17 protein-coding genes are annotated in these 19,547 nt (G+C 54.1%); 15 read left to right on the forward strand and 2 right to left on the reverse strand.

Annotated features, from left to right (window positions below; genetic code table 11):
* The 3 genes from ACJJIT_RS05525 to ycjG are packed head-to-tail and all read left to right on the forward strand — an operon-like array spanning position 1 to position 2,626.
* On the forward strand, positions 1–1,176 hold the full coding sequence (locus tag ACJJIT_RS05525) for a MucB/RseB C-terminal domain-containing protein (RefSeq protein WP_444900236.1): 1,176 nt from the start codon (positions 1–3) through the stop codon (positions 1,174–1,176).
* A 5-nt stretch (positions 1,177–1,181) separates the two neighbouring features.
* Complete coding sequence (locus ACJJIT_RS05530; protein WP_444900237.1) at positions 1,182–1,634, forward strand: SoxR reducing system RseC family protein; 453 nt, start codon at positions 1,182–1,184, stop codon at positions 1,632–1,634.
* A gap of 44 nt (positions 1,635–1,678) precedes the next feature.
* Positions 1,679–2,626 carry an L-Ala-D/L-Glu epimerase gene (gene ycjG / locus ACJJIT_RS05535; protein ID WP_444900238.1) on the forward strand — a complete coding sequence of 316 codons (948 nt, stop codon included), beginning with the start codon at positions 1,679–1,681 and terminating at the stop codon, positions 2,624–2,626.
* Here ycjG and mpaA read toward each other — a convergent pair.
* Positions 2,614–3,318, reverse strand: coding sequence for a murein tripeptide amidase MpaA (gene mpaA / locus ACJJIT_RS05540; RefSeq protein ID WP_444900239.1), 705 nt, complete (start codon positions 3,316–3,318; stop codon positions 2,614–2,616). The two genes, ycjG and mpaA, sit on opposite strands and share 13 nt — an antisense overlap.
* Positions 3,319–3,493: 175 nt before the next feature.
* Here mpaA and ACJJIT_RS05545 point away from each other — a divergent pair, with 175 nt between their 5' ends.
* The 8 genes from ACJJIT_RS05545 to acpS all read left to right on the forward strand — a co-directional run bounded on the left by ACJJIT_RS05545 (position 3,494) and on the right by acpS (position 10,973).
* A complete protein-coding gene (locus ACJJIT_RS05545) occupies positions 3,494–4,888 on the forward strand; it encodes a Do family serine endopeptidase (RefSeq protein WP_444900240.1) in 1,395 nt (464 codons plus the stop codon).
* A 133-nt stretch (positions 4,889–5,021) separates the two neighbouring features.
* A complete protein-coding gene (gene lepA / locus ACJJIT_RS05550; RefSeq protein WP_252082557.1) occupies positions 5,022–6,827 on the forward strand; it encodes a translation elongation factor 4 in 1,806 nt (601 codons plus the stop codon).
* A 43-nt stretch (positions 6,828–6,870) separates the two neighbouring features.
* On the forward strand, positions 6,871–7,638 hold the full coding sequence (gene lepB, locus ACJJIT_RS05555; protein WP_252082555.1) for a signal peptidase I: 768 nt from the start codon (positions 6,871–6,873) through the stop codon (positions 7,636–7,638).
* Between the two features lie 48 nt (positions 7,639–7,686).
* Positions 7,687–8,127 carry a DUF4845 domain-containing protein gene (locus tag ACJJIT_RS05560; protein ID WP_444900241.1) on the forward strand — a complete coding sequence of 147 codons (441 nt, stop codon included), beginning with the start codon at positions 7,687–7,689 and terminating at the stop codon, positions 8,125–8,127.
* The gene (gene rnc, locus ACJJIT_RS05565; protein ID WP_444900242.1) at positions 8,120–8,800 is read left to right on the forward strand and encodes a ribonuclease III; all 681 of its coding nucleotides are present in this window, start codon (positions 8,120–8,122) and stop codon (positions 8,798–8,800) included. Before ACJJIT_RS05560 ends, rnc begins: the two co-directional genes overlap by 8 nt.
* 113 nt (positions 8,801–8,913) lie before the next feature.
* Positions 8,914–9,813, forward strand: coding sequence for a GTPase Era (era, locus tag ACJJIT_RS05570; protein WP_444900243.1), 900 nt, complete (start codon positions 8,914–8,916; stop codon positions 9,811–9,813).
* Positions 9,814–9,837: 24 nt separating this feature from the next.
* Positions 9,838–10,587 (forward strand): DNA repair protein RecO, encoded by a 750-nt coding sequence (gene recO / locus ACJJIT_RS05575; protein ID WP_444886797.1) that lies wholly within the window; start codon positions 9,838–9,840, stop codon positions 10,585–10,587.
* A complete protein-coding gene (gene acpS, locus ACJJIT_RS05580) occupies positions 10,584–10,973 on the forward strand; it encodes a holo-ACP synthase (RefSeq protein ID WP_252082544.1) in 390 nt (129 codons plus the stop codon). The genes recO and acpS overlap by 4 nt, the downstream gene beginning before the upstream one ends.
* A gap of 35 nt (positions 10,974–11,008) precedes the next feature.
* Here acpS and ACJJIT_RS05585 read toward each other — a convergent pair whose 3' ends face one another.
* The gene (locus ACJJIT_RS05585; RefSeq protein WP_444900244.1) at positions 11,009–13,774 is read right to left on the reverse strand and encodes a response regulator; all 2,766 of its coding nucleotides are present in this window, start codon (positions 13,772–13,774) and stop codon (positions 11,009–11,011) included.
* Positions 13,775–14,062: 288 nt separating this feature from the next.
* Between ACJJIT_RS05585 and cysM the strand changes: the two genes are divergently transcribed.
* From cysM to adk, 4 genes are all read left to right on the forward strand, one after another.
* Complete coding sequence (gene cysM / locus ACJJIT_RS05590) at positions 14,063–14,953, forward strand: cysteine synthase CysM (RefSeq protein WP_444886795.1); 891 nt, start codon at positions 14,063–14,065, stop codon at positions 14,951–14,953.
* Positions 14,954–15,620: 667 nt separating this feature from the next.
* The gene (gene relA / locus ACJJIT_RS05595) at positions 15,621–17,867 is read left to right on the forward strand and encodes a GTP diphosphokinase (RefSeq protein ID WP_444900245.1); all 2,247 of its coding nucleotides are present in this window, start codon (positions 15,621–15,623) and stop codon (positions 17,865–17,867) included.
* A gap of 9 nt (positions 17,868–17,876) precedes the next feature.
* Positions 17,877–18,704 (forward strand): nucleoside triphosphate pyrophosphohydrolase, encoded by an 828-nt coding sequence (gene mazG / locus ACJJIT_RS05600; protein WP_444900246.1) that lies wholly within the window; start codon positions 17,877–17,879, stop codon positions 18,702–18,704.
* A gap of 143 nt (positions 18,705–18,847) precedes the next feature.
* Complete coding sequence (gene adk, locus ACJJIT_RS05605) at positions 18,848–19,501, forward strand: adenylate kinase (RefSeq protein ID WP_444884231.1); 654 nt, start codon at positions 18,848–18,850, stop codon at positions 19,499–19,501.
* Positions 19,502–19,547 lie beyond the last annotated feature (46 nt).

Consider the following 19,547-nt stretch of genomic DNA (forward strand, 5'->3'; position numbering starts at 1 on the left):
GTGACGAAAGCCGTTTTCAGGGGGAGTCTTATCCGTATTGGAATTCGCAGGGCCAGTAACCTCTTACTGGCCACCTCACTGCTGGCGCCACTGGCGATCGCCCAGGAGACAGCCAGCGCCGATAATGCTATCCAACCCAGTGCGCCGAGTATCGTAAACCTCGATATGGCCAGCACCCAGGCGGCAGCTTCTGCTGCTGAGGTGACAAACCCGAGCAGTGAACAGGATGCCCTGACTACCGCCAACTCGGAACCTCCGGCTGTCGACCCCACAGTGCTCTCTGCGGAAGCTCTGACCAGTCCTGGTGCTGTGTCGGTAGCGGTTGCCGGTAATGAGGTAGAGCAGTGGTTGGCCAAGCTTGCCAAGGCGGTTGCCGAGCTGGAATACAGCGGGCTGGTCACCTTTGAGCACGCCGGCATGCTTGAAACCCTGCAGGTGGTACACGCGGTCCGCGACGGAGAACAGGTAGAGCGTGTGCGCTACCTCAGTGGCGAGCCGCGAGAATTGATCAGCCACGGTAGCAGCAGCAATTGTGACTACGGTGTTTCGCCCAGTGCTCGGGCTACCCTATGGAATGCGGTGGGACAGCAACAAGTTCAGCGCGCCTACCAGTTTATTTTGCGTGGCGAGGAGCGTATTGCCGATCGCGATGCAGTAGTGATCGAGGCCAGGCCGCGGGATCGCTACCGGCTCGGGCTGGTGGTCAGCTTAGACCGGGAAACCGGCCTGCCCCTTAAAACTATGTTGGTGAGCACCCAGGGCCGAGTGTTGGAGCGCTACCAGTTTGTACAGCTAGACTTGTCGCCGGTAGAGGATGGTGCCCTGGAGGCGGTCTCCAATAATGCGCGACGGGTTGATAATCGAACTAGCTGCGAATCCTCCCAGAGTCGCTGGCAAGTGCGCTGGCTGCCGGAAGGTTTCAAGGTGGTATCGGTAAAACCCCTTTCCGATGGCGATATGATGGTCTTTAGTGATGGGCTAGGCGTATTTACCGTGTTTGTGCAACGCCTTGGACCTGAGCTAAAGGATTTTAAAGGCAGAGCCATACGCGGTGCGACAGTGGCCTATATGGACCGAATGGAAGTCAATGGCGTCGCTTATACCGTTACTGTCGTTGGGGAAATCCCCGATGCCACGGCGCGCAGAGTAGCCAGTTCTATTGCTGAAAAAGGCTGAATGCCGTGCTTGAAGAGCGCGGCCGTATTGTCGCCATAGAATCCGACGCTGTCTGGGTTGAAACAATCCAGCGCAGCGCCTGCAATGGTTGTGAGGCCAAGTCTGGCTGCGGCACTGGTCTACTTGGTGACTTTTTTTCTTCTTCCACGCGAGTGAGAGCAGTTCTTAACGGCTACCCGGCCGATAAAATTTCCCTGAATGATACCGCCGTAATCGGCATTACTGAGAGTGCCCTGACCAGCAGTACCCTGCTGGTTTATTTGTTACCCCTGGTTTCCCTGGTGCTTGTCGCACTATTGGGGGACTATCTTTTCGCTGAGGCTGGCGCCGTTATAGGCGCGCTAATGGGCCTGCTGGGCGGTGCTCTCGGCGTGCGTTGGTACAGTCGCCGCCAAGCTGCCAATCCCACTTTTACCCCGGTGCTGTTGCGCATAGAGCCCAGCAGCGGGCATTCATAACTGAATCTAAACTGATAACTCCAAGGTTTAATCGGAGTCTTTCCATGTTGGCCCGCTGCTATATAGAGCGCTGGCCCCTGCGCACGGCCTTTGTTATCTCCCGCGGAGCTCGCACTGAAGCAGAAGTCGTCGTTGTAGAGGTAAAGCTGGAAGGCCGCGTGGGTATTGGAGAGTGCACCCCTTATGCCCGCTATGGCGAAAGCCCTGAATCGGTTGTGCAGCAGCTGGAACCCTTGCTTTCCGAGCTGGCTGCCGGTTTGAAGCGAAGTGCTTTGGCGTCGCGATTGCCTGCTGGCGCCGCGCGCAATGCCCTCGACTGCGCGCTGGCTGACTGGGAGGCGAAGTACAATAATGTGCCCTTTGCCGGCCCCGATTCCCTGTCCACCGTACAGACTTTGGTGATCGACAGCCCGGAGGCCATGGCTATGGCCGCGGACAATGCGGTATCCCATGGAGTGCAAGTATTAAAGCTCAAGCTGGATGATCATCTGGTCTGTGAGCGGGTGGCGGCCGTGCGTGCCGCTGCGCCCAGTGCCCAGTTGGTGATTGATGCCAATGAAGCCTGGCAGAGCATCACTCTGATCGAGCGCTGTCAGCAGTTGGCCGAGTTGGGGGTTGCCATGCTGGAGCAACCCTTGCCTGCGGACGACGATAAATTTCTCACCACATTTCCCCATCCACTTCCTATCTGTGCCGATGAGAGCTGCCATACCCGAGCTGACCTGCCGCGTCTGAAGGGGCGCTATGAGATGGTCAATATTAAGCTCGATAAGACCGGGGGGATTCGTGAGGCTGAGGCTCTGGCGAAGGAGGCATCCGCGCAGGGTTTTGAGCTGATGCTCGGTTGTATGTTGTGTACCTCGCGGGCAATACGTGCGGCTTGGCCTCTGGGGTCAAAGGCGCGCTATCTGGATTTGGATGGCCCTACCTGGCTGGCGAGAGATGCCGAGCCCCCACTGCGCTTTACTGCTGGCAGGGTTTATTGGTCGTAAGTAATCAGGTCGATCAGTATATCCAGATATTTTTCACTGGCTGCATCAGCGGAGATTGGTGGAAACTCCACGGTGATACAGGGCAGGGCGCGCTCGGCGCACCAGGTACCGAAAGAACCCGGTGTTTGGTAGCCTAGCTGTTCGACCAGAGGCAGCTGCATACCTTCGGCCAACCAGGCTCCCAGTGTAGTTTTGTCGGGGTCTTCCACGCAGCCCAGGGGCTCGTGGATGGATACCGTCCAAGGGGGCGCCAGTTTGGTAATCAACTGGGATAACGCGGAAGTTTCGCTCTCGGAGGCGGGCCTGTTGCCGGTACCGAGTTGGACATCGCGGGCATCTGCTGTGCTATTCCAGCGGTAAACATTGCCGCCGCCGTCCCAGTTCTCTGTGGCAAAGTTGCGGTTCAGATCCACGCCGTGTGCATTGCAGCGGGTACCCAACTGGCAACCATCGGGATTTACCGCCAGTATCACATGGTGTTTGAGTTGGTTCGTCGCCAGTGAGCGCAATGCACAAGAGAGTGCTACCACTGCTGCGACTTCATCGCCGTGGGTGCCGGCCATCACCAGGCCCGGTTTGTGGCCGGATTGAGCGGGAAAATAAAAAAGTGGTGCGCCCAGGGCACTGTATCCGTACAGTTCTTTGGGGAGGTGGAATTGGCCTCGCTGTGGGCGTGGGCGCAGTTTGGACATCGCTGGCCTTTACACAGATTTACATTAGGCGGCAGAACTTTCGTGGCTATACAGCCACTAAATCGTTACTGAATGTCCCTAAAGGGGCCGGAGCCATTCCGTCGAGGCATGCCCTGGAAGGGATTCAAATTCCAATGGTTTCATATTAGAAGGGAACACTAGGGGTAACAAACCTATGGTTAAACGCTGTACACAATATCTCTTGGTACTCTGTCTCTTGGTTTCCGGCGCTGCTAGTGCGCGCGGACTGCCAGAGCTTACCGAATTGATAGAGGAAAACTCTCCTGCGGTGGTTAAGATCAACACGGTGGATCGCAGCCGAGTGGCTCGCGGCAACAGTTCGCCGCAGTATCAGCAGGAAATCCCCGATATTTTCCGTCACCTGATCGAGCCACGCCGTCGTCAGCGCCCAGTGGCCAGCATGGGCTCAGGTTTCATCATTTCTGAAGATGGTTATATCGTGACCAACAACCATGTGGTCGATGGTGCAGATGAGGTGAGAGTTACGCTAACCGATCGCCGCGAGTACGAGGCGAAGGTGATAGGCACCGATGAGCGCTCGGATCTTGCCCTGCTTAAGATCGAAGCCGATGACCTGTCGGCAGTGCGCTGGGGGGACTCAGAGGAGCTGCAGGTGGGTGAATGGGTGGTCGCGATCGGCTCGCCATTCGGCCTCGACTACTCCGCCAGTGCCGGTATCGTGAGTGCTATGGGGCGCAGTATTCCCAATGAGAGTCGTGAAAACTATGTGCCATTCATTCAGACCGATGTAGCCATCAACCCTGGTAACTCCGGTGGGCCGTTGTTTAATCTCGATGGGCGGGTAGTGGGGATCAATTCCCAGATTTATACCCGTAGCGGCGGATCCATAGGCCTGTCTTTCGCTATCCCAGCGAGCCTGGCCCAGGATGTGGTTGCCCAGTTGAAAGAGAAGGGTCGTGTGGATCGCGGCTGGCTCGGCGTTGGTATCCGCAATGTGGACCGTGATATGGCTGAAGCCATGGGGCTCGGTAAACCTTCTGGTGCGCTAGTGGAGCAGGTGAGTCCAGGTACTCCTGCGGCTGAGGCCGGTATTAAACCTGGAGATGTAATTATCCGTTTTGATGGTCGCAAGATTGGTGTACATGGAGACCTGCCACATGTAGTAGGTCAGGTTCGCCCCGGCACCGAGGTTCCTGTAGAGCTGATGCGCAAGGGCAGAACCGAAAAGCTACAAGTGGTTGTTGGCTCCCTGCCGGGTTCTGATGAAGAGCGCAGCCAGGCGTCCAATCAGCCGGCATCCAGAATGGGTGGCCCCCTGGGTGTGGTTGTCGAGGAAATCCCGGAGGGTATGAAGCAGCGCTGGAATGTAGATACTGGCGTGCTTGTGCGCCAGGTTATTCCCGGCAAGCCAGGTGCTAAGGCGGGTCTGCGTAGCGGTGATATCATCGCCCAGCTGGGCTTTGAGGAAGTGACTGATATCAGCGACTACGAAACGGTGGTCGATGACCTACCCAAAGATGAGCTGTTGCCGATCCGCTTTTTCCGAGCTGGCCAGTCAACTTTCCGCACAATTAAGATCGAAAGCTAAGTACAAGAGGCAAATGGTGGCCCATTGGGTCACCTGCCTCTCACCTCTGCTCGGGAGTTCTGTTAGACTTGCGCCACACAGCTGGCAGCTCCGCCAGCTAATCATTTGATTTTTCAAGGGTTTTTATTCCGCAGTGGCCACAGATCTCTCACATATCCGCAATTTCTCCATTATTGCCCATATCGACCACGGGAAATCTACCCTGGCGGACCGCTTTATTCAGGATTGCGGTGGGCTCTCAGACCGCGAAATGGAAGCTCAGGTGCTCGACAGCATGGAGTTGGAGCGCGAGCGCGGTATTACCATCAAGGCGCAGAGTGTAACGCTCGACTACAAAGCGCGGGATGGTAAGACCTACCAGTTGAACTTTATCGATACCCCGGGACACGTGGACTTCTCCTACGAGGTATCCCGCTCCCTGGCAGCCTGTGAAGGGGCGCTGTTGGTAGTGGATGCCGCACAAGGTGTCGAGGCCCAGTCAGTGGCCAACTGTTATACGGCGATTGAGCAGGGCCTGGAGGTTATCCCGGTACTAAACAAGATGGACTTGCCCCAAGCGGACCCGGATAAAGTCGCTGAGGAAATTGAGGAAATCATCGGCATCGATGCAGCTGATGCGACCCGTTGCAGCGCCAAGTCCGGTCTGGGGGTAGAGGATGTCCTTGAGGATCTGGTGCGTCAGGTTCCACCACCCGAGGGTGATGTGGATGCGCCGCTACAGGCCCTGATCATCGACTCCTGGTTCGATAGCTATTTGGGCGTTGTGTCCCTGGTACGAGTGGTGCAGGGCACCCTGAAAACCAAAGACAAGATTGTCACCAAGTCGATTGGCCGCCCCCATGTGGTGGACAACGTCGGTATCTTTACCCCCAAGCGCAAAGAAACTGGTGTGTTGCGTGCCGGTGAAGTGGGTTTTGTTGTGGCTGGCATCAAGGATATCCATGGCGCGCCAGTGGGCGATACCCTGACCCACGCTAAGGGTGCCGATGAAATCGAAATGCTGCCGGGCTTCCAGAAGGTCAAACCACAGGTTTACGCGGGTTTGTTCCCGGTTAGCTCCGATGATTACGAAGGCTTCCGCGATGCGCTGGAGAAGCTTTCTCTTAACGATGCCTCTTTGTTCTATGAGCCTGAGACCTCTGATGCGCTCGGCTTTGGTTTCCGCTGCGGCTTCCTCGGTATGCTGCACATGGAGATTATCCAGGAGCGTTTGGAGCGCGAGTATGATCTCGACTTGATCACCACCGCGCCAACTGTGGTGTATGAGGTTGAGCAGACCGACGGCGAAGTGGTGATGGTGGATAACCCATCGCGCCTGCCGGATGTGGGTAACATTGAGGAGATGCGTGAGCCTATTGCCGAGGTGAATATCCTGGTGCCGCAGGAATATCTGGGCAACGTGATTACTCTCTGCGTGGAGAAGCGCGGTATTCAGAAAGATATGCAGTACGTGGGTTCCCAGGTATCCCTGCGCTATGAGCTACCCATGAGTGAAGTGGTGATGGATTTCTTCGACCGCCTCAAGTCGGTGAGCCGTGGCTTTGCTTCCCTGGATTACAGCTTTGTACGCTTCGAAGCGGCAAAACTGGTGCGTCTGGATATCCTCATTAACGGGGATCGAGTCGATGCCCTGGCGCTCATCGTGCACCGTGAGAATGCCCAGCAGAAGGGGCGTGCCATGGCGGAAAAAATGAAAGAATTGATTCCCCGGCAGATGTTCGATGTGGCAATTCAGGCGGCTATTGGTGGCCAAGTGGTGGCCCGTACCACCGTAAAGGCTCTACGCAAGAATGTGACTGCAAAATGTTATGGTGGCGATGTCACCCGTAAGAAAAAACTGCTTGAAAAGCAGAAAGCGGGTAAGCGCCGTATGAAACAGCTCGGTCGAGTGGAAGTGCCACAAGAGGCCTTCCTGGCCGTGCTGAAGGTGGATCAATAGCGGCTAGGCCCGCTATTGGCTTCAAGGAAAATAGAGATACATAATGGATATTAATTTACCTCTGATTCTGCTCTGGTTAGTCGTTATCAGTGGCGGTATCTGGCTGGTAGACAGCCTGTTTTTTGCCCGTCGCCGCAAAAAAGAAGGCGGGGGCAAGCAAGAGGATCCAGTGGTTGTGGAGTACGCAAAGTCGTTCTTCCCAATCCTGGCAATCGTTTTTGTGTTGCGCTCTTTTATTGTCGAGCCTTTCCAGATTCCCTCTGGCTCCATGATCCCAACCCTTCAGGTTGGTGATTTTATTCTGGTCAATAAGTATGAGTACGGCTTGCGCTTGCCGGTCTCCCGTAAAAAAGTAGTAGATATCGGCGAACCTCAGCGCGGCGACGTGATGGTGTTTTTCCCACCGCACATGAATGATACCTACTTTATCAAGCGGGTTATTGGCCTTCCCGGTGATAAAATTGAGCTGAAAAACAATGTGCTCTATGTCAACGGTGAGCTGGCACCGCAGGAGCTGATTCAGGCGATGCCCCCGGTAAATCCGAGACAGGAAATATTGTGGGAAAATCTCTATGGCAAGCGCCATTTAATGCAAAAAAATATCCCTGCCAGCCAGTACGGTAACTTTAGTGGTGTAGTCCCGGAAGGCCATTACTTTATGATGGGCGACAACCGCGATAACAGCCTCGATAGCCGTGCATGGGGCTTTGTCCCTGAGCGTGATGTAGTGGGTAAAGCTTTTGCTATTTGGATGCACTGGGACAACTGGCTCAGTTTGCCCAGCTTTAAACGTGTAGGCTCTATCCAATAACGAAAATGGCCGGCGTTGTGCCGGCGATATGGATTGAGGGCAAAGGTAATGAGTAGTGTTATCCGGGTTTCACTAAAGCGTCAGCGCGGCATGAGTTACTGGGGTTGGTTGTTGGTTATTGCGGTGTTGGGCTTTGCCCTTACCTGTGTTTCTAAAATGGCCCCAGCCTACGTGGATGCGCGTTATGTGAGTGAGGCCCTGAGAACTCTGGGTGAGAGCCCGGAGCTGGAAAATATGTCGACCGGCCAGATCAAGAAAGAGCTGGGCCGTTTCTTTCTGATCAACAATGTGCGCGGAGAGCCCACTAAAGCATTGCAGGTGGTGCGTGGGGCGAAAAGTACTGTGGTCAGTATTAATTACGAGTTGCGCCAGCCGCTGATTTATAACGTGGATGTCGTGATGAAATTTAACAAACAGCTCAATACGGCCAAGCCTGAGCTTTGTTGTGATCCTTTGATAGATCTGGAGCAATTCCGCAAACGTGACTGACCTTTTACTGGAGCGCCTCTGCCAGCGCCTTGGCCATAAATTTGAACAAAACACTCTTTTGGAGTTGGCGCTTACACACCGATCCCACGGCAGCCGTAACAACGAGCGTTTGGAATTTCTCGGCGATTCCATTCTCGGCTTTACTATTGGTGCCGCACTCTATGAGCAATTTCCTCAGGGGCGCGAGGGTCAGCTGAGCCGTTTGCGCGCGCAACTGGTCAGTGGTGAAACCCTAGCCAAGCTGGCGCGAGAGCTGGATATTGGCGACTGCTTGCGCCTGGGCGAGGGGGAGATGAAAAGCGGCGGCTTTCGCCGTGCCTCTATCCTGGCTGATGCGGTGGAGGCCCTGATCGGTGCTATCTATCTTGATGCCGGTCTGGAGGCAGCGCGCGCTAGAGTGCTGGCATGGTTTGCACCACGGCTGCAGGAACTGTCACTGGAGACGGTGAAAGACCCCAAAACCCGCTTGCAGGAATGGCTGCAGGCCCGTAAAAAGCCACTGCCTGTGTATTCAGTCGTGGATGTGTCCGGTGCTGAGCACGCCCAGCACTTTATCGTAGAATGCCGGGTTAGTGGTTTGGCCCAGCCGGTTCGCGGCGAGGCCAATAGTCGCCGCGCCGCAGAGAAAACTGCTGCGATAGAGGCTTATAAGCGCCTCACTGGGCAGGACTAACCTTACAATTAGAGCGCAGCGGTTTATCGCCCGGCTCGGACAGATAGCCCCTGTGTGCGGGGGCGAGCAGAGCCCGGTTTCGCTGGGCACTTCAACCCTTTCGGAGAAACTTCTTGAGCGAACAACCCTCTCGCTGCGGCTATGTAGCGATCGTCGGCCGCCCCAATGTGGGAAAGTCCACGCTGCTTAACCATTTGCTGGGCCAGAAGCTGGCAATTACTTCACGCAAGCCCCAGACAACCCGCCACAACATGCTCGGTATTAAAACCGATGGCTCCAATCAGATTATTTTTGTGGACACACCCGGCCTGCATTCGGATCAGGAAAAGGCCATCAACCGCTATATGAACCGCGCCGCATCCAGTGCAGCGCGGGATGTAGATGTGGTGGTGTTTGTCGTGGAGCGCACCCGCTGGAGTGAGGGAGACCAGCTGGTGGCCGACAAGTTGCGCGGTCTCAAGTGTCCGCTGATTATCGCCGTCAATAAAGTCGATCAGCTGGAGGATAAGAGTGATCTGCTGCCTCAGCTGCAGGCTTTGGCGGAACAGCACCCTAAGGCTGAAATTGTGCCGATCTCGGCACTGCGCAACGTCAACCTCGATTCCTTAGAAGAGGTAATCCTCAAGCATTTGCCAGAGGGGCAACACTTCTTCCCAGAGGATCAAGTTACTGATCGCAGCTCACGCTTCCTCGCCGCAGAGATTGTGCGTGAAAAAATTATGCGTCAGCTGGGTGCGGAAGTGCCCTACCAGGTCACTGTTGAGGTTGAGGAGTTCAAACAGGAAGGGAAGATTCTGCATATCAGCGCGGCGATCCTGGTGGAGAGATCGGGGCAGAAGCGCATTATCATCGGCAATAAGGGTGAGCGTATCAAGCAGATTGGCAGCCAGGCTCGTGAAGATATGGAGCGCCTATTCGATAGCAAGATAATGCTGAATTTGTGGGTTAAGGTGAAGTCCGGCTGGTCTGATGACGAGCGTGCCCTACGCAGTCTCGGCTATCGGGACGAGTAACCCTCTTCCCCTGACTCGTCCGCCATGAAGACACCACCGCCGGCGCAGCCGGCGTACATTCTCCACTCCAGGCCCTATCGCGACTCCAGCCTGATTCTTGAGTTATTCACTCCAAACCATGGCCGTATTGGTTGTGTTGCCCGCGGTGCGCGGAGGGACAAGCAGCGGCGCCAGCAGGCGCTGCAACCTTTTACGCCTCTATTAGTTACTCTGCTCGGTGCTGGATCCCTGAAAACCCTCGGGCCCGTGGAGAATGTTGGAGTTCCACTCTGGCTTAAGGGACGTGCTGTCTATGGCGGGCTCTACGCCAATGAGTTGATGGTGCGCTTGCTACCGGAGGGCGAGGCGCACATAGGTCTGTTTGCCACCTATCAGCGTCTATTGCAGGAGCTATCAGATCTGGGCGGTACGGACAGTGCAGAGTTGGAAGGACCACTGCGCAGTTTCGAATTACAGCTGCTCGCGGAGTTGGGTAGTTGCCCACCGTTGGATTATTGTGTGCAGAGTCAGGGCGTTGTGAGTGAGGCCGGCAGCTACAGGTTGGAATTGGAGGTGGGCTTTGTGCCGGTGCACAGGCAGGGTGCCACTGCTCTGCGTGAGCGGGAGTTTTTTGGTTCAGAGCTGCTGGGGATACTGCGGGCTAAAGAGTCTGGCAAGTGGCCGGCAGAAGTATTGGGCCCGGCAAAGCGTTTAACCCGTATTTTGTTGCGCACATTACTGGGGGAGAAGCCCTTGCAGAGCCGCGAGTTATTTAAACAGGTTTACGGGAAATGATTGTTAGCATCGGTACCGACATTTGCAATTACAGCCGTATCGAGTCAGTTTGGCGCCGCCATGGTGATCGTTTCGTGGAGCGTATATTGAGTGGTGGCGAACGCTGCGATTTTGCCGATCTTGCCGAGGCCAATAGAGCGGCCTATTTGTGCAAGCGCTTTGCAGCTAAAGAAGCGGTGGGTAAAGCCCTAGGTACTGGTATTGGAGAAGGTGTTTCCTGGCAGGATATTGAAGTGCGCCGGCGCCAGGGTGCAGCTCCGCAGGTGCTGCTGCGGGGTGGAGCGCAGAGGCGGGCTCAGGCGATGGGAGTGGAGGTGATACACCTCTCCCTTTCCGATGAAAAGGACGCAGCTCTAGCGTTCGTGATTTTTGAAGCTCGCAGTTAGGCCGGAGCATCTCCCCGGCCTTTATTTATTGCGAGTTAGGCAACCTCCAACCCAAACAGTGTGTCGAGATCCTGCTCGGAGGCCCATTCTCGCAGGGCGCGAATTTCCCTGAGTGCTCTATCCAATTTGCGGCGGTCGAGCTGGGGATTCTCCTGATTTTGCTGGATACGTAACTCCTCCTGTAACACACAAGTGGCCTCTCGTAGGCGTGATACGCCACAATAACAGCAGCCGCCGTGCATGCGGTGGGTCAACTCAAACATGCCTTTTATGTCGCCTAGACCCTGTAGTCGCTCCAGTTCCCGTTCATCGGTTATCAACCCATCCACGAGCATTTGCAGCATATCCCTGGCCAGTTTTGCATCGCCATTTGCCAGATTTAGACTCTCGCCGATATCCACCAGGCGCATCTGGTTTGGGCTCAACTTTTCTACCACTTGTGGAGTGATAATTTTGAGCCAGCGTTTAATCATATGGGACAACTGGGCTTCGCTCACTGGTTTGCTCAGGTAGTCGTCTAGCCCAGCGGACAGTAGCCTCGCCTTCTCCTCGGCTCCCACATGGGCAGTGAGTGCAATAATGGGCGTGCGGCGGCCGGTTTCTCGTTCGCGGATGCAGCGGGTGACTTCAATACCGTCCATACCGGGCATCTGGATATCCATAAAGACCAGGTCGAACGTGCTTTGCTGCCAATGTAGTAAGGCTTCCTCTCCACTGGCGGCGATCACCACTTCTACACCCTGGGCGCGCAGTAACTCGCCGACCAGGCGCCGGTTAGCGGCGTGATCATCCACGGCCAGGACACGCGGTGGCGCAGGCCAGGGGAGGGCGGGTACGGCACCATTACTGGGGCGAGGCTGGCTCTGTTGGGGGACGGCTCTTTTCAGTGCGCGAAGCAGGTTCTCGCGGGTTACCGGCTTGCCAAGGAAAGTTAAGGTGCGGGTGCGCAGCTGCTCATAGCAGCGGCGCAGCTCTGCTGGGGCACCGAGTACGATTACCCGGCATTGATAGGCATCGACCAGGGACTGTACCTTCATGCTGAAGCTGTCGAAGTCTCCCTTGGCGATGGCGGTATCGATAATCACCGCATCTGGCAGCGCATCGTGCCGCCACATTTGTTCAATTGCTGGCTGCAGAGTATCGGTATCGGCAAGTTCAATGGGTTCAACCTGCCACTGTTTGAGCAGTTGAGCAACCTGGGAGCGGGTCAATTCGTTGGGGTCGGCAATCAGAATGCGGCAGTCTGGGAAAAGCACCCGTGGCGGGATGCCGCGGTTGCGTTCGGGCACCAGGGTCAGCTCCACCCAGCAGGTGCTGGCACCATTCGCAGCTACTTCCATACCCGTGCAACCGCGCATGCGTTCGACGAGGCTGCGAGCGATAGAGATACCGAGACCGTTGGCGCTGATCTGCTGCGAATGTTGTGGTGTTTTGGCGTTGAGAATTTGTTCCAGCTCGCGGCGGCCGGGCTCATCAATGCGATTGCCAAGGTCGGTAACACTGATTCGCAATACCAGTTCAGAGTCCTTATTGCTCTGTACAATGAGGCGTACCGGGATATTACCATTCTCGGAACTGCGCACGGCGTTACCGAGCAAGTTGGTAAATATTTGCTTTGTACGCAGAGGGTCGCCCACCAGGGTGACAGGCAATTGTGGGTCAATCAGTGGCACCAGTTCCAGGTGGTGCTCATAGGCATAAGGGGCAAGGATTTGTAGGGTCTCCTCAAACAGCTGCCCCAGGTCCATAGGGATATGGTCGAGCACCAAATTGCCGGACTCGATTCGAGAAAAATCCAGGATATCGTTAATTGTGGTGAGCAGGTTTTCTGAGGAGCGCAGAATGGTTTGCAGGTAGTCCTGTTGTAGCTCATCGATCTCGGTTTTAAGCAATAAATTAGTAAACCCGATAATGCCGTTTAGTGGTGTGCGGATTTCATGGCTGGTATTGGCAAGGAAGGTCGACTTGATACGGCTCGCCTCCTGGGCCCTTTTGCGTGCCAGGTCCAATTCGATATTTTGCTCTTCCATACTGTCGAGAGACTGGCGTAGATCGTCCATGCTTTGCAGCATGTTCGATTTATAATCCCGCTGGTAATTGGCTAGACTCTCACCCATCTCGTTAATCTGATTGGCCAGTTGTGCGAGTTCGCGGTTCTCTATCTCGTGAATGCGGCGGTCAAACTCACCACGCCCCATGGCTTGTAACACCTGTCCCATGCGTACCAGGCTGTGAGCAAAACGCTCAGATAAAATCACCGACCAGGCTAGGGCGGCCAAGGTGCAAATAATTAAGCCCACCAAGCCCACGAGTAATACTTGGTAGGTGCCCACAAGAAAATAGGGCCGGTGTAGCTCGATACTAATCCAGCAGGTGGTGATGTCCCCCTTTAATGGCTGCAATACCTGTAGGGTTTCATCATCTTCAAAAATAAAAGCTTCGCGCTGATTGAGTTGGTGGTTTGTAAGCGGAGTGCGTGGTCGTGGGCCCACACTGGCCAGAAGCCCCAGCCCAGTGGATCTATCCAGTGAGATTTTTTTACTTTCCTCAGTGGAATAAATATGCACCGAGCGCACCATGTCCTTTTCCAGCATCAGTGCCAACAGGCTCTTGCGTAACCATTCCATACGCAGATCAAAAGGGTGGCCGCCACTCATTTCAATCAACTCGGCCAGTTGCTCGGCACTTGCCCGTCCGTGGCTGAGTAAGAGCTGGCGGCGATCGTGCATTTGTTGCAGTGTGAACACCAGGGCCAGAGTCATGGCCAAAATCAGCGCTGGCGCAACCGTGAAGCGAAACATAGTTGAACGCAACGAGCGGAGCTCTGAAGGAGCCGGCATGGAAGGGTCGGTATTATTTGGGGCCATGAGAAATCAAGGGTCTTGTGCGATTATTTTTTCCCCATTTTACCCCTATGCGAGAGGAGGCGCACTCCTATACGGGCTGCTCTGGGTAAATGTTTTCTGCTTTGCGATTTTTTTATATTTGTAATAACTCGACTATATAGTCCACCAAAATAGTCGGTATTTAGCCCGAGAGGGAGCATCGGGTACACTGTGCGGCCGCAATATGTCTGGACTCAAGGTACTATGGATTACCCAACGATTGCTGACTGCGTAGGTAATACGCCACTGATCAAGCTGCAACGCCTCCCCGGTGATACCAGCAATACGATTTTGCTCAAGCTGGAAGGTAATAATCCGGCCGGTTCGGTAAAAGATCGCCCGGCTCTATCAATGATCAACCATGCCGAGGCAAGAGGGCAGATTAAACCAGGGGATACCTTGATAGAAGCTACCAGCGGCAATACGGGTATCGCACTGGCAATGGCAGCTGCCATTAAAGGTTATCGTATGATCCTGATTATGCCGGACAGTGCTACCGCAGAACGTAAGGCCTCTATGACTGCATACGGTGCCGAGCTGATTTTGGTCAGCGCGGAGGAGGGAATGGAAGGTGCTCGGGATCTGGCTCTTCAAATGCAGACCGAAGGTCGTGGCCTTGTGCTCAATCAATTTGCCAATACGGATAATCCTCTGGCCCATTACGAGGGTACCGGACCCGAAATTTGGCAGCAGACCGCTGGGGAAATTACTCATTTTGTCTCTTCTATGGGGACCACAGGTACCATAATGGGCTGCGGCCGCTTTCTGAAAGAGCAGAAGCCGGAGGTTCAGATTGTGGGTCTGCAGCCAACCGATGGTTCCAGTATTCCCGGAATTCGCCGATGGCCACAGGCTTACCTACCAAAAATTTTTGTCCCGGAGGAAGTGGATCTCGTTATCGATATGGATCAGCGGGAAGCGGAGGAAATGACACGTAGGCTGGCGCGTGAAGAGGGCATCTTCTGTGGTGTTTCTTCCGGCGGAGCGGTTGCCGGAGCACTGCGCCTTTCCAGTCAAGTGGAGAATGCGATAATTGTGGCAATCATCTGTGACCGCGGTGATCGCTATTTATCCTCGGGATTGTTCAATCAGTAAGGCTGGGAAAAAAGGCACAGTCGGGTGTGCAGATTTTTTGTTGCCCCCGACTTTAGTGTGAATTTTTATATGCCTGCCAATCTATCTGCGTATATTTGATATTTTCTCTCTCCGACTTTTATTTTTTTGATGCTCTGATTTTAAGCGTGTCCTCAGTTTAAGATTGTCAGTGCGTAGATTGTTTTATTAAAACAAAGACTATTACTTAGCGGTGGGCGGCAGGTGAGGGCTTAAAACTCTCTTTATGTGGCTAATGAATAGGCTTTCACTAAAAAGGCTGTAATAGAAGCTGATTTTCTCAGTTTTCCAGTGTCACCGCAGAAATGTCGAAAATGAGCGGGTCTCTTTGTAAAAGCCTTTCAACCCGGCAAGCCTTCCTTTAGTCGCATTCTCCTCGGTAAAAATTCTCGCTACTCAATGTAATTGACCAATTGGTATTGTCGTTTGCAGTTTCCAGTATCAAGCCATATCCACTGGGGTGAGTTATCGCTAAATTTCACGCAGCTTGTTGAAAACATAAAGAAAATCGTGGACTTTAGTCTGACCAAACCTATGATAGAAGCGTCCCTAATTTGGGAAGTTATTCTTTTTGCTTGGTTTTGCCATCATGCAAGCCATCGAGCAATGCTAGTAAGCTTACAAATTCCTGTTTCGGCCCGGTTAAAACATGGTTCAAGTCAGAAAACATCATTCCTTTGGAGGTGAGAGAGAGCACGACCTGGAAGCCTGGTTGCGCCATGTGCAAAAACTGGCTGGGCTGGATGGGGCTGCCATAGTGACCTTGCGCCGTGCAGCAGAAGTAAGTGCTGAAGCTGAACAACAGGCTATTGCCGCGGAAAATATTTGGGCAGAGGGTGCCAGCAGTTTTGCCACCGGCCTTGAAATGGCGGAAATCCTGGCGGACTTGCAAATTGATTCTGAAGCACTGGTGGCTGCAGTGCTCTACCGAGCAGTGCGAGAGAAGCGCCTCGCGCTAAAAAGCGTTGAAGAGGAGTTTGGGTCGGTTGTAGCCAAGCTTATTCGCGGGGTACTGCGCATGGCGGCGATTCGCAGTCGCAGTGCCGATACTGGTGAGGAAAGCAAAAGCGGTGCGGTAGAGGAACACTCGGAAAATATTCGCCGTATGTTGGTGGCGCTCGTTGATGATGTTCGCGTTGCGCTGATCAAACTTGCCGAGCGGACCTGTGCAATTCGTGCGGCCAAGAATGCTGAGCCCACAAAGCGCCAACGGGTCGCTCGCGAGGTGGCCGATGTCTATGCACCACTGGCGCATCGCCTCGGTATAGGGCATATCAAGTGGGAGTTGGAGGACTTGTCCTTCCGTTACCTTGAGCCTGAAGACTATAAACAGATAGCGCGTCTTTTAGATGAAAAGCGGATGGCGCGACAAGAATACATCGATGAGGTGCTGGAGCTTCTTCGCACAGAACTGGCGCGGGCGGATATAGAGGGTGATGTCTATGGCCGCGCAAAGCATATCTACAGTATCTGGCGCAAGATGCGCCGCAAGAATATCGGCTTCTCTCAGGTTTATGACATTCGTGCTGTACGCATTCTGGTGCCTACCGTGCGGGATTGTTACGCCGTGTTGGGGATTGTACATAACCTCTGGCGCAATATTCCCAACGAGTTTGATGACTATATTGCCTCTCCGAAGGAGAATGGCTACCGCTCCCTGCACACTGCGGTGATCGGCCCCGAACGCAAGGTGCTGGAAGTGCAAATCCGTACTTTTGCCATGCACGAGGAGGCTGAATATGGGGTCTGTGCACACTGGCGGTATAAGGGCACTGACCTGAAAACAGAGAGCCAAGATAGCTATGAGCAAAAGATCTCTTGGCTGCGGCAAGTGCTCGACTGGCATGAAGAGGTGGGGGGTAATCCCTTACAAGAAGATCTTCAGACCGGGGAAGGGGATTCCCGTATCTATGTTTTTACTCCCGATGGCCATGTAGTCGATTTGCCCCGCGGAGCCACACCGCTGGATTTCGCCTATAAAATCCACACCGAGATTGGTCATCGTTGTCGCGGCGCTAAGGTGGATGGTCGCATAGTGCCATTAAACCACGAACTGGAAACTGCCAATCAGGTGGAGATTCTCACTGGTAAACGTGAAGCCCCCAGTCGCGATTGGCTTTCGTCCGGTATGGGCTATATAACAACCTCGCGGGCGCGGGCCAAGATTATCCACTGGTTTAAGCAGCAGGCCCGGGATCAAAATATTGCCGATGGTCGCAGTATTTTAGATGGTGAGTTTAAACAGCTCGCTCTGAGTGATTTTAATTTTGAGCAGCTTGCCGCCAAGCTGAATATGCACTCGTTGGATGATCTCTACGCGGCAGTGGGAGCTGGGGATATCGGTGTGGGGCAGGTGCTGAATACCGCCCAGCGTATGGTAAAGGTCGACAATGCGGAGCGTGTGCCTTCACTTACTGCCCCGGTGGCCACGGGGGCGGGCAAAGCCGATGTTTATATCGAAGGGGTTGGCAATTTACTGACGCATATTGCGGGTTGTTGTAACCCTGTTCCCGGTGATGAAATTATGGGTTACATCACTCTTGGTCGCGGGGTATCGATACATCGTAAAGACTGCACGAATATGCTGCGTATGCAGGCAGAGGAGTCTGAGCGAGTACTAGAAGTTAATTGGGCGGCAAAACCGAGGGAGCTCTATGCGGTGGAAATCGTTATCGAAGCCTATGATCGCCTGGGGCTGTTGCGCGATGTCACCGCTATGCTCGATAGTCAGAAAATCAATATTACGGCGATGCAGACACACAGTAATAGGCATAAGCATACTGTAGAGATGGTACTTACCGCCGAGATTCATAATTTTGAAGAGTTGAGTTACGTGTTGCACCGTATTAATCGCCTGCCCAATGTCGCATCGGCGAAGCGGCGTATGCTGCGTTGAGGGGGACCCATGCAAGACCATTACTCGGTGGAGGACTTGCTTCACCTAATGTCCCAGTTGCGCAACCCAAACGGTGGTTGCCCCTGGGATCTGAAACAGACATTTTCCAGTATTGTTCCTTCAACGATTGAAGAGGCCTATGAAGTGGCCGAGGCAATTGAGCTTGAAGATTTCGAACATCTACATGAAGAGCTTGGGGACTTATTGTTCCAGGTGATCTTCTATTCCCAGCTCGGCCGTGAGCAGGGGCATTTCGACTTTTCCCGTATTGTGGACACCTTGGTACGCAAGTTGGTGCGACGCCATCCTCATGTATTCCCCAGCGGAGAGCTCTATGGCGAGAATGGCTCCTCTGCAATGGATGAAGCGCAAGTAAAGCAAAACTGGGAAGCCATTAAAGCTGAAGAGCGCAACGCAAAGGGTGAGAGTGGAGTCCTGGCTGGTGTTACCGCGGGCTTACCTGCCCTGACACGTGCGGCCAAATTGCAAAAGCGTGCCTCACAGGTGGGTTTTGATTGGCCAGATATTACCGGTGTGCTGGACAAAATAGAGGAAGAGGTCACCGAATTGCGCGAGGCTATTGCAACCGGTGATCGTGAGCATGCTGGGGAGGAGCTCGGCGACCTGTTGTTCTCCTGTGTAAACGCGGCCAGGCATTTGAAAGTTGATCCTGAGTCTGCACTGCGACAGTGTAATCGTAAGTTCGAGCGTCGTTTTGGCGCTGTTGAGGCAGCCCTCAGGACAGATGGACGTGGGCCAGAAGATGCCAGCCTGCAAGAGCTTGATCGACTCTGGGAGCGCGCGAAAGACATAGAAAGACAGGATTCAGACAGATAAGTAGCCGTATTGACCGCAGTTTATTCTGCGGTAATGGCGGTACTACAGTCATAATCTTGCCCAATTTGGGGTGGACGTGTAAGGTAGCGCTCTTTTGGCGCGGCGGCTCTTAGTGCGTCGATAGTTTTGGAGGCTTACTGAACATGCGAATTATTCTCTTGGGGGCACCGGGGGCCGGTAAAGGCACTCAGGCACAATTCATAACAGAGAAGTTCGGCATTCCGCAGATCTCCACCGGCGATATGCTTCGCGCTGCGGTGAAAGCGGGCACACCTCTCGGCTTGCAGGCAAAAGACATTATGGAGGCCGGCAAACTGGTTTCCGACGACCTGATTATTGCCCTGGTGAAAGAGCGCATCGCTGAGGCAGATTGTGCAAATGGATTCCTTTTCGATGGTTTCCCCCGCACTATTCCCCAAGCGCAAGCACTGCTGGATGCCGATGTGCATATCGATCATGTGCTGGAAATTGCCGTGGACGATGAAGAAATCGTCAAGCGCTTGTCTGGGCGTCGCGTGCACGAGGGTTCAGGCCGCGTCTATCACGTTGTGTACAACCCGCCCAAGAGCGAAGGTGTGGATGATGTGACTGGTGAGGCACTGGTACAGCGCAGTGATGATACAGAAGAGACCGTGCGCAAGCGTTTGGCGGTTTATCACGAGCAGACAGCGCCGCTGGTTGGCTTCTACCGAGAGCTGGAAGTGCGCTCCCCTGAAGCAGCTCCGAAATACAGCAAAGTGATGGGAGTTGGCAGCATGGATGAGATCCGCGATAAGGTCATCGAAGCATTGAGCTGATCGCACTGAATATTGTTAAAGAAAGCCCCCTCTTGGGGGCTTTTTT

It is taken from the genome of Microbulbifer mixtoriginis (SeqCode), assembly GCF_052467515.1.